At 54.8% G+C, this 11,556-nt stretch carries 9 protein-coding genes; 2 read left to right on the top strand and 7 right to left on the bottom strand.

The features are described from left to right. Positions 1-8 precede the first annotated feature (8 nt). Positions 9-725, bottom strand: coding sequence for a GDSL-type esterase/lipase family protein (locus C1A08_RS06295; protein WP_257937056.1), 717 nt, complete (start codon positions 723-725; stop codon positions 9-11). Positions 726-894: 169 nt separating this feature from the next. Further along, entirely contained in the window at positions 895-2,106 is a 1,212-nt protein-coding gene (locus C1A08_RS06300; RefSeq protein WP_101572168.1) for a sigma-54-dependent transcriptional regulator, read from the bottom strand. 271 nt (positions 2,107-2,377) lie between these two features. Between C1A08_RS06300 and C1A08_RS06305 the strand changes: the two genes are divergently transcribed. Beyond that, positions 2,378-3,067: a DUF4290 domain-containing protein gene (locus C1A08_RS06305; RefSeq protein ID WP_101572170.1), complete on the top strand. Its 690-nt coding sequence runs from the start codon at positions 2,378-2,380 to the stop codon at positions 3,065-3,067. Positions 3,068-3,073: 6 nt separating this feature from the next. Next, a complete protein-coding gene (gene smpB, locus C1A08_RS06310; protein ID WP_055205722.1) occupies positions 3,074-3,529 on the top strand; it encodes an SsrA-binding protein SmpB in 456 nt (151 codons plus the stop codon). A 103-nt stretch (positions 3,530-3,632) separates the two neighbouring features. On the opposite strand, the gene C1A08_RS06315 is transcribed toward smpB, so the two are convergent. The 5 genes from C1A08_RS06315 to C1A08_RS06335 form a co-directional block, all read right to left on the bottom strand. After that, the gene (locus C1A08_RS06315) at positions 3,633-7,052 is read right to left on the bottom strand and encodes a DUF1080 domain-containing protein (protein ID WP_101572410.1); all 3,420 of its coding nucleotides are present in this window, start codon (positions 7,050-7,052) and stop codon (positions 3,633-3,635) included. A gap of 27 nt (positions 7,053-7,079) precedes the next feature. After that, complete coding sequence (locus C1A08_RS06320; protein WP_055205723.1) at positions 7,080-8,333, bottom strand: Gfo/Idh/MocA family oxidoreductase; 1,254 nt, start codon at positions 8,331-8,333, stop codon at positions 7,080-7,082. A 76-nt stretch (positions 8,334-8,409) separates the two neighbouring features. Then, the gene (locus C1A08_RS06325; RefSeq protein ID WP_055205724.1) at positions 8,410-9,126 is read right to left on the bottom strand and encodes an SIMPL domain-containing protein; all 717 of its coding nucleotides are present in this window, start codon (positions 9,124-9,126) and stop codon (positions 8,410-8,412) included. Between the two features lie 239 nt (positions 9,127-9,365). Next, positions 9,366-10,148: an acyl-ACP--UDP-N-acetylglucosamine O-acyltransferase gene (gene lpxA, locus C1A08_RS06330; RefSeq protein WP_101572172.1), complete on the bottom strand. Its 783-nt coding sequence runs from the start codon at positions 10,146-10,148 to the stop codon at positions 9,366-9,368. 18 nt (positions 10,149-10,166) lie between these two features. Next, positions 10,167-11,552: a TolC family protein gene (locus C1A08_RS06335; protein WP_101572174.1), complete on the bottom strand. Its 1,386-nt coding sequence runs from the start codon at positions 11,550-11,552 to the stop codon at positions 10,167-10,169. Positions 11,553-11,556 lie beyond the last annotated feature (4 nt).

Raw genomic sequence — 11,556 nt, forward strand, 5'->3', positions numbered from 1 at the left:
GCGGCCGGTTATCGGTCCCAGCTATGCTTTTTCGCGCCGCCGGTACGGACGGCGACTTTTTTTGCCGGTTTTTTGTCGATAACGGGCAGAACGATCGCTTCCATGATTTTGTAGCACTCCGGATTGGGGTGTACGCCGTCGCCGCTGTATTTCTCCGGCAGGCCGTTCCGTCCGTCCTTCAGGGCGGAGTGGTAGTCTACATAAGAGATGCCGTTTTCCCGGGCGTACCGCTCGATCATTCCGTTCAACTCGATGATCCGGTCGGCCGCCGGAACTTCCTGTCGCCAGCCGAACCGGTAAGCGGGCAGTACGGAACAGAGGATCGGCCGGATTTTGTGGAGCTTGGCCAGTTCGCACATCGAGGCGATGTTGCCCAAGATATTTTCCAATGCGATGTAACCGTTGTTCTGGGCCAGGTCGTTCGTGCCCGCCATGATGACGACGGCTTCGGGCGACAGTCCGATGACGTCCTGCCGGAAGCGCACCAGCATTTCGGCGGAAGTCTGTCCGCTGATGCCGCGGCCGACGAAACGGTGTTCGGCGAAAAATACGGAATCCATCAGCGCCCAGTTGTCGGTAATCGAATTGCCCATGAAGACGGCTTTGACCGGATAGTCGATCCGCCGGTTCGCCGCTTCGTATTTTGCGAATTGCGCCCAGTCCCGTTGGGCGGAGACTCCCGACAGACATAGGCCCGTCAGAAGACAAAGGAAGATTTTTTTCACGGATGAAAAGGTTTTATTTTCGAATAAAGATAATGGTTTTATCGGTTCCGTACAAAAAAAAGCGGCGGCGCCTTTTTATTATTACATGGCGCCGCCGCTTTCGATTCGGTTTCGGAATTTATTTCTTTTTCTAAACGATATAAATAATTTTTTGTAAGAAATAAATCGGTTAAAGGACTCCCTGTGCGTAGGTCTTTACGTCTTCGAGCGTTATGTTGTTGTCGCACAGGATGATCAGTCGCTCGATCACGTTTCGGAGCTCCCGGATATTTCCGCTCCATTCCATCTGGGACAGTGCGGCGAGCGCATCTTTCTCGATGACTTTGGGTTTCTGGCCGTATTCGGCGCATATTTTCTCGACGAAGTGATGGGCCAGCGAAGGAATGTCCTCGCGGCGTTCGCGCAACGGCGGAACCGGAATGATGATCACGCTCAGCCGGTGGTAGAGGTCTTCCCGGAAATTGCCCATTTCGATTTCGTGCAACAGGTTTTTGTTGGTGGCCGCGACGACCCGCACGTTGACGGTGATATCCTTGTCGCTTCCGACCCGGCTGATCCGGTTTTCCTGCAGGGCCCGCAATACTTTGGCCTGCGCCGAAAGGCTCATGTCGCCGATTTCGTCGAGGAAAAGCGTTCCTCCGTCGGCCTGTTCGAATTTGCCTTTGTGCTGTTTGTTGGCCGACGTGAACGACCCCTTCTCGTGCCCGAAAAGTTCGCTTTCGATCAACTCCGACGGAATGGCGGCGCAGTTGACTTCGATGAACGGTTGTCCGGCCCGCAGGCTCTGTTCGTGCAGCCGGTGGGCGACCAGCTCCTTGCCGGTTCCGTTGGCTCCGCTGATCAGTACCCGCGCATCGGACGGAGCTACTTTTTCGATCAGCCGTTTGACGGAAACCATTGCGCGCGAGGAACCGATCAGTTCCGTGGCGCCGCGGTTCGCACGCAATGCCGGAGCTGCTGACGATTTCCGGGCTACGGTCTCCGTAGAAGCCGCCGCGACGGTTGTGGCATGATTTTGGTTTTTAGGTTCGGTAGCCGATCGGATCGATTCGAGTAATTTATTCAGATTGATCGGTTTGAGTATGTAATCGTATGCTCCGTGACGCATCGAATTGACGACGGGTTCCGTCCCTTTTTGCGACGACAGCATGATAAAAGGCAGGCTTTTTCCGTTTGCCCGCAGGCTGTCGAGCAGGTCGAACGCTCCCGTGTCGGGAACATTGATGTCGCAAAGTACGATGTCATAGGTTGATTTTTCGGTTTTGTCGGCCGCCTCGCTGCCCGTTTCGGCGGTTTCGACGCGGAAGCCTTCATATTCGAGCCGTTCTTTCAACGTGTTGCGAATGCTCCGCTCGCTGTCTACTACCAATACGTTTGTCATAACTTTTTTATAAAATATTAAATACTAGGATGGGAGTGTTACTATATTTTCTGCTGCGTGGTTTTGGTTTTCTGGGAAAAACCATGTAGCTTTGTCCGAAAGTTAGTAAATACTCCCGTTTAAAAAAAACACGGCATTCCGGATCGACCGAAGCAGGATTCTGAGAATATCGACCGTAAAACACCATTTTTTCAGACTTTTTCTTAGATTTTTCGTTTTACAGCGTAGATCCTTGCGGGAACGGCTCGTCGTGGAGACCACAAAATTCTTTATGGATAAAAATTATAATTTCGAAAGGAAGAAACTCATGCTGCCCGAGTATGGTAGGCATGTGCATCAAATGGTTGATTATCTGATGTCTATACATGACCGAGATCTGCGTAACCAGCAGGCGCACGCGGTGATCGAGGTGATGGGAAACCTGAATCCGACTCTGCGCGATACGGCTGATTTCAAACATAAGTTGTGGGATCACCTGTTCATCATGTCCGATTTTAAGCTGGATGTCGATTCGCCCTATCCGATCCCGTCGGCTAAGATATTGAACCCCAGGCCGGATCATATGGCTTACCCGGGCGGGAAGATTGCCCGCAAGCACTACGGCAAAAATATAGAACGGACGCTCGCCGCTCTGAAAGCGATCGACGACGAGGAGGCGAAGACTTTGATAGTAAATAATATAGCGAAGTATATGCGGGCTAAGTCGTTCGAATACAACCAGGAACACCCGAGCAATGAGATCATCATGAAAGATATACGCTCGATGTCCGATAATGGGGTAACGATCGATGAAGTTGCATTAAATAATCTCCGAAACGACTATAAACAGCCCCGAATGAACAATCGTTCACGCAAGAATTTTCAGACGGGAAATCATTCCGCTGGGAAAACGAACGGTCATGCGGGCAACAATAAACAGGGAGGCAAACGCCGTACCGGAAAATCGCAATACGGAAAATAACCGGCCATGAACGACGGGAAAAACATATCCATTAAAAATAAGCGGGCGACTTACGATTACGAGATGCTCGACACCTATGTTGCGGGTATCGTTTTGTCGGGTACGGAGATCAAGTCGCTGCGGCTGGGAAAAGCTTCGCTGACCGACTGCTATTGTTATTTCAACGACCATGAATTGTTCGTCCGGGGGATGAACATTTCGGAATACCATTGGGGCAGCTACAACAATCACATGCCCAAACGCGACCGCAAATTGTTGCTGCAACGCCGAGAACTGGCCAAGTTGGAGCGCGCGTTGCAGGACAAGGGGCTGACGATCGTAGGATTGAAGCTTTTTATCAACGACAAGGGGCTGGCAAAATTGCAGATCGGCTTGGGACGCGGTCGTAAGAGCTACGACAAGCGGGAGTACATCAAGGAGAAAGACGCTCGTCGGGAGTTGGAGCGCGTATTCCGGAAGTAATTCGTAAACGGATAGAAAAAACAGCGGTTCGCTTGAGATAGCGAACCGCTGTTTTTTATTCGTTCAGCGTAAATAGATCGGAGCCATTCCGCTGAACGTTTTTTTACAACTCCTTGACCCGGATGTTTTTGAATTTGACCAGGGAGCCGTGACCGAGGAATCCGATATGGCCCTTTTCGTTTTTCAGGCCCGGGTGATCCTTGTGGTCGATCGTTCCGTTCTTGCTGGCTTCGGCGATGTTGCCTTCGAGGATCACTTCGCCGTTCAGCGTAACGCGGATGTCGTTGCCCTTGATTCGGATCTCTTCGCTGTTCCATTCGCCGACCGGTTTCAGGAAACCGCGTTTGGCCGGAATAACGCCGTACACCGAACCGTGATACTGGTATTTCTCGAGCTGGCTGTAAATCGGGGATTCGTTGTCGAGCACCTGAATCTCCATGCCGACATAAGCGGCATCGCCTTCGAGCGGGGCCCGGATTCCGATCCCGTTGTTCGCGCCTTCGGTCAGCATGAAGTCGAAGCGGAAGACGAAGTCTTTGTACTCGTCGACCGTATATAGGTTGCCGCCGCCGCCGTTGCCCGGATAGAGCACGATCGCTCCGTCTTCGGAGACATAATCGCGCGTATTACCCGTCCAACCGTGCATGTTCGTGCCGTCGTACAGCAGTTTGAAACCTTCGGCTTTCTCTTCGGCGGACAGTTCGGTCGGTTTCACCTGCGGCAGTTCGTTGATGTAGAGGTTGCGGAAAGCGGTTTTGGTGCCGTGCGCCTGCAGTTCGATCTGTTCGATCGGGAAGATCGCCTGGCTGCGGTCCCAGAAGTTTTCGAGGATCACGTTGTCGACTACCTTCTCGCCGTTCAGCAGTACGGTGACGCGGTCGCCTACCATCTTGATGTAGAATGTATTCCAAGTTCCCAACTTATTGTCGGCCACTTTGGACGGCTTGCTCGGATTGACCTGGTTGTTGTAGAGTCCGCCGGAACCGACTTCGGCGCCCACGTTACGGCGCGCCGTATCCCAGATCTGCACCTGCGGCGTACCGCGCAGGTAAATGCCCGCATCGGCCTCGCTACCTTCGGCATAGAGTTTCCAATCGACGTACATTTCGAAATCGCCGTATTGTTTTTCGGTGCAGATGTTGTCGAATCCGTGTCCGACGTATTCCATCAGTCCGTTGTTCACTACCCAGTCCTTGCGCATCGTTTCGTCTGCGGCGGCCTGTTTCTTGGCCAGTTCCGCCGGTTTCATCTTGGCGCGGGCGATCGGGTTTTCGACAAGCCCTTTCCACCCGGTCAGGTCTTTGCCGTTGAACATCGAGACGAAACCGCCCGTCGCCGGCAGCGAAGCCAGGTGTTTTTGCACCTCTTCGCGCTGGTAATTGCTGTCCTTGTCTTTGTTCAGTTCCACAGCCTTTTTCAGTAGTTCGGTAACGGCCGGGCCGTAGAATTCTTTGTGGGCCAGAGCCGTCCGGATTACGGCCATCACAGCGGCCTGAGAAACGTCCGCGTCGGCGTTGCCGAGGTATTTTCCGGCAAGCATCATCCCCTGGAACGTCTTGTTGTTTTCGAGTCCCTGAAGCGCTTTGGTTTCGATCTTACGCGCATCGGCGGCGGATAGGGCTTTGTTCGATCCGGCTATATCCAGCACGTCGGACAGCAGCAGCGTCTTGTTTTCGGGCGTTTTGTCCGATGCGGCGATCCGCTGTACGTACACGTCGAGCGCTTTGGCCGCATAGGCGGCATCGTCGGCGGCCGCGATTTCGGCCAGTTTGTCGGCAGCGGCCATTCCCTTGATATTCAGTAGCGCATAGAACGCGTTGTCCTTGTCGACGGCCGAACCGCTGTCGAAGCCTTTCGAGATAGTTTCCATTGCGTCCGGCAGCCCTGCTTTCGCCAGAACGGCGTAGTACAGCGATTTCTTGGCTCCGCTTTTGGCGATGCGGTCGCCGATCGCTCCGGCCTGTTCGTCGGGAGTCAGTTCGCGCAACGCTGCGACGATGGCGTTCTGAATCGCTTCGGTATTTTGGTCGTTGACCGACTGCTGTTTTTCGAGCATCGTGTACAGGGCGGGGAGGTCTTTGGCCGACGCTACGGCGGGCAGCGCCGCATAAGCGGCCTGTGCGACGGCGGCATTGGCATTCCGGGTCGCATCGAAAACGACGCCGGACTGATCCTGCGCGCGGCGGGCGGCGAGTACCGTGATTCCGCGGACGTCTCCTTTCTTTTGAACGATCTCGGCCGCTACCGGATTGACGTTCCCTTTATAGGCGAGTAGGCATTGGGCAGCCGTATTGGCTCGGGCCTGGTCGTGCTCGCTGTCGGTCGCCGTCAGGATCACTTCGCTCAGAGCGGCGGGAACTTCCGATCCGCCGATCTGCGTCGCTGCCCACATAGCGGCTTCGCTAAGTTCCGCATCCGCATCTTTCAGATAGGGCAGGATAGCCGGCAACGCCGTTTTCGCTCCCTGGTTGCCGAGGTAGTTGACAATGTCGGTTTTGGCTTCGTTGTCTTTCAGTTTGCCGAGCGTAGCGCCCAGTTCGGTGTAGAACGCGTCGTCCGCATACGGAGCGGCGAATCGCAACACGTTGTTGCGGTAAGCCCGTGCGGGATCTTTCATCGCTTTCATCGCATAGGCGACCGGACTCTTCTGTAGCGACAGCAGGATTCCGGTGGCTGCGATACGGGCGTGTTCCGATCCGGCGGCTGCCGCTTTTTTCAACAGTTTACCGGCTTCCGCAGCGGCCAGTTTGTCCTGTCCGTCTGCTTTCAGCTTTTCGATCAGGCAGATATAAGCGTCCGTCGCGTCGCCGTCGTAGTTAGCGTTTGCGGCTGCGGCGCTCAGCACGGGAAGCGATGCGGCCGTACCGATTTTCGACAGGGCGTAATAAATCGACTTGTCGGCGCTTTTATCGTTGCCTACCCAGGCGATCAGAGCCGTTTCGACGCCTTCGTTGTCGATGCCCGCGTCGCCTGCGGCCTGAGCCAGCGCGTTTTTATCGCCTGTCCCGGCAACGATCGCCTGGGCGATCGCCGTTTCGGCTTCCGGCGTTCCGTTCGAAACGAGCGCAGTCAGCGCGGGGCCGCCCAGCCGTTGATCGCCGATCAGACCGGCCAGGACGTCGACGCTCTCCTTTTTGCCGCATTGTTGCAGCAGGCGGATGTAGAACGCCTTGATTTCGGCATCGTTGCTTTTTTTCAGTCCGCGGATAATCCCGTCGACGAACTCTTTGCGCGCTTGTTCACGGTCGGGGCCCGAAACGAAGGCCGACCAGCCGGACAGCGCGTAGCTGACCGGAACGTTGTTCGTATCGTCGAACATGGATACCAGCATGTCCACGCCCTCAGCTCCGGTCGAAACCAGATCGTTCATCAACCGGTCGTATTCGGCTTCGTTCGGGGCCGGCATCAGACCCAGCGCATCCGATACTTTGGTTTTCCACGTGCGGTTCGGATTGGTCTGTGCAGACAGGTTGCTGCCGGCCAACGCGAACAACGCAAAAAGAACTAAAACTATCTTTTTCATCATAATTATCGTTAATCGGGTTAGACGTTAAATGGCCCAGGGGGCGCGCATCGGTTGGTCGATCAGCCGGTTGGCCGCATCGTCATCGACGAACAGCAGCTTTTCGGGATCGAATTTCAGCGAACGTCCCAGACGCAGCGCCACGCCGCCCATATTGACGATAGTCGCCGAGCGGAACCCGTTCTGTTCGTTCAGGGCGAATTTCTGACGGTTCTTGACGCAATGCAGGAAATCGGTCTGCTGCGGCATCGGGTCGGGAAATTCGGCCAGTTTGCGTTCCCAGTCCGGAATGTCGCACTGGAAATTGGGGTATACTTTTCCGTTCGGGCCCTCGATGTAAGGATCGCTCGGACTGCCGTTGTCTTCGCCGTACAGGATGATTTTGCAGCCGTCGTCGTAAGTATATTCGATTTTACGCCACGTACCCACCGCGTCGGGATGCTGCTGCGGCGCGTCGATCTCGACCGAGATCGGGCTGGTTTCGTCCTTACCGAGCAGGTATTGCACCGGGTCGATGTAGTGCTGTCCCATATCGCCCAGTCCGCCGGCGTCGTAGTCCCAGTATCCGCGGAAGGTTTCGTGTACGCGGTGCGCGTTGTAGGGTTTATAAGGAGCCGGGCCGAGCCACATGTCGTAGTCGAGTTCGGCGGGGACTTTCTGTTCTTCGAGTTTTTCGTTGCCGACCCAGAAAAATTTCCAGTTGAAGCCGGTATGCTTGCTGATCGTCACTTTCAACGGCCATCCGAGCATACCGCTGTCGACCAGTTTTTTGATCTTGTCGACGGTCGTGTTCATGCCGTAGAACGTGTCGGTGAAGCGGAACCATGTGTTGAGGCGGAAAATATTGCCGTGCTGTTTGACCGCTTCCATCACCCGTTTGCCTTCGCCGATCGTCCGCGTCATCGGTTTCTCGCACCAGATGTCCTTGCCGGCGCGGGCGGCGTCGACCGACATGATCCCGTGCCAGTGCGGCGGGGTGGCGATGTGTACGATATCGACGTTCGGATCTTCGATCAGTTTCCTGTAGTCGGAATAGGTGGCCAGTTTATCGCTGGCCAGTTGCTCGCCGGCCGCCAGATGATTTTTGTCCACGTCGCAAATGGCTACCAGGCGAGTGCCGGCGTAGCCGTAATGACCGCGTCCCATCCCGCCGACGCCGATGATGCCCTTGGTGAGCTGATCGCTCGGAGCCGTGTATCGCGTTCCGCCGAGTACGTGACGGGGAACGATGGTCAGGGCGGCCATTCCTGCGAACGTTTTCAGGAAATCCCTTCTTTTCATAAGTTTGGTATTTTTTGAAGATTAAGTTAAGTATTGCGTAAACGATGCGGAGGGATTTTTCCTCCGCATCCCGTTATTAGTCTTTCAGGTAATAATCGACGGACGTTACGACGCGCACCGTCTTTATATAGGGCGTATTGGCGTCCCGGTCGGAGATCGAGAACTGTCCCTGGTTGGCAAATTTGATCTTTCCCAGTTTGCTTTTCGAATCGTGCGCGAATTTTTCGCCGGCGATGCGGGCGTTCTCGGTCGCTTCTTCGATCATTTTCGGTTTGATCTCGTTCAACGCAGTGGAAGTGTACAGGAACTGCGTTGTGAAACGGTAATCCCCGCCGGTGATGGCTACGCCCTGTTTCAGTAGGTCGCTCTGGCGCGACATCAGTTTGACCACCAGATCCACCTTATCGGTCGTAACGGTCAACACGCTGGTTACGTTGTAACGGTATTTGACGCTTTGCGGGCCGTAGCGTTCGGCGTCCATGTCGATGATTTCCGCCGGGGCGATCGTAATTTCGTCGTCCGTGATGCCGTTCGACTTCAGGAAATCGACGATTTTCGCATTGCTCGTTTCGAGCGTATTGTAAAGTGTCATCAGATTGTCTCCGACTTCTTTGTAGGCCAGCGGCCAGATCACCCGGTCGGCTTTGACCTCTTTTTCCGAAAGTCCTTTGACGGAAACGACGCGTTCGCTGTCCTTGAAATGTACGATGCCGCTCCGCAGCATCCATCCCGCTACGATCAGGCCGATCGCCAGCAGGGCGCATTCGACCAGGTAACTTTTTGTCTTTTCCATAATAGCAGCTTTTAGTATTGTTGTTTATTCAGGATGCAAATCCTTTTTTGTTGCGGATTTTCAGTTAAACGGGAAGCCTAATACGACAGTTTAAAATTAATAAAAAGATTTCAAAAAACAGCAAGGCTTTCCGGGATAAAGTTCCGACTTCTGTGTAGTCGGTTGTTTATCAGTATGTAATGATGCAATATAAAAAAGACCCCTCGAAAGGGGCCTTTTTTATGAATGACGGAGGAAGCCTACAACTGGGCGATTCCAATGATTCCTTTATCCGATTTCTCGATGAAGTCGATGATGTACTGTATCTCGGGACTCATCGGGATGGTCTCCTTGATTTGGATCAGCGCGTTTTCGAGGCTGGTTCCGGATTGGTAGATCTGGCGGTAAGCCTTTGCGATGTCGTCGATGATATTTTCCTGAATTTCGCCGACTTTAGACAACAGTACGGCGTTCACTCCATAATAAACGATCGGGTTGTGCGCGGCTACGATGAAGGGCGGTACGTCCTTGTTGGCCCGGCATCCGTCCCGGAGTAGCGTCCAACTGCCGATGTGGCAGCCGTGCTTGAGGATAACGCCGCTGCCGAGGATCGCCTTGTCGTCGATGACGCATTCGCCGGCGGTCTTGGCTCCGTTCCCGAGAATGCATTTGTTGCCGATCTTCGTATCGTGCGCTACGTGAACGCCTTCGAGCAGGAAGTTCCCGTCGCCGATCGAAGTGACGCCGTCCGGATAGGTAGCCCGGTTGACGATCGCTTTTTCACGGATCGTGTTGTCGTTGCCGATTACCAGGATGGTATCCTCCCCCTTGAACTTGAAGTCCTGCGGGGCGGCGCCCAGGATGGCGCTTTGGTAAACGGTGTTGCCGGTTCCCATCCGGGTGCCGTCCAGCACGCTGGCGTAAGGCATGATCGTACAGTTGTCGCCGATTTCGACATTCTTATCGATGTATGCGAACGGGTAGACGGTCACGTTCTTCCCGATTTTCGCACTGGGGTCTACATGAGCTAATGGACTGATCATATCGCTGTGTTTTTATCGTTATTCGTTGCGTCCTCCGCCCAATGCGTTGTACAGGTTGACGATGGCCTGTATGCGATCGAACTGGTCGGATACGTTCGACAGCTGAGCGCTGAGGAGCGATTGCTGCGCCGTAAGCACTTCCAGGTAGGTGGAAGTTCCTAAAGTTAATAATTCCTGCGTATATTCGACCGATTTTTCCAGGGAATTGATCTGTTTTTTCCGCTGAACGATTTTGTCTTCGGCCGACTGGTACTGGCACAGCGCGTTGCTGACCTCGCTGCCGGCATTCAGGATTGCCTGCTGGAAACTCAGCAGCGCTTCCTGCTGCTGGGCCTTTGCGATCCGCAGCCGGGCCGTATTGGCGCCTTTGTTGAAGAGAGGCTGCGTCAGCGAGCCGAGGGCCGATGCGATCATTTTGCCCGGGTTCGCCACCATGCTACCCAGTTGGTTCGTCCATCCGAAGTTTCCCGAGATCGACAGCGACGGGTAGAAAGCCGACCGGGCGGCGTTCGTGTTGTAGAACGTGCCGGCGAACGCCATCTCGGCCGCCTTGACGTCCGGACGGTTCGACAACAATTGTACCGGAACGCCGGCGTTCATCATCGCGGGGAACGATTGCGATTTCAGGCTGCCCCGTTCGATCTGCTGCGGAGCCTCTTTGAGGATCAGCGACAGCGCGTTCTCGATCTCGCGGATCTGCTGTTTGAGTTCCGGGATCGACGCTTCGATCATGTAGCTGTTCGCTTCGCTCTGCACGATGGCCGCTTCGTTCACCATGCCGGCCTCTTTCATCGCCCGCATCGTCTCGACGGTCTTCTTCCACAGTACCGAAGTATTTTCGGTGATGGCGAGCTGTTCGTCGAGCATCAGCAGCGTGTAGTAGTAGTTCGCTACGGCGGCGATCACTTGGGTTTGGACGGCTTGCTTGTAGGCTTGGCTCTGCAGGACGGCGGCTTTCGCTCCCCGTTTGGCGTTCAGCAGTTTGCCGAAAATGTCGATTTCCCAGCTGGCGGCGATCGGGGCGCTCCATGTCCACGTCCGCCTGTGATTTTCATACCAGCTCAGGCCGCCCTGGGGGGCCAGGTTCAGCGAAGGCGTGTAGGCCAGGCGCGCCGACATCAGGCCCGCTTCGGCCTCCTGAACTTTCAGGATGGCCGTCTGCAGGTCGGTGTTCTGTTCCAGCCCCAATTGGATCAGGGACTGGAGCTGCGGATCGGTGAATACTTCGCGCCACGGCAGGTCGCCCATGTTGGTCGTATCCGAAACCAGCGTGTCGGTTGCCGAGACGGGATCGCGGTACAACCCTTTCGTGTCCATTTCGGGCCGGCTGTAAGGCTTGTATATGTTGCAGCCGCTTACCAGCGCTGCAAGGCATACGATATATATGAACTGTTGTTTTTTCATCTCC

Origin of the sequence: Alistipes sp. cv1, assembly GCF_900240235.1 — a bacterium.
GTDB lineage: Bacteria > Bacteroidota > Bacteroidia > Bacteroidales > Rikenellaceae > Alistipes_A > Alistipes_A hominis.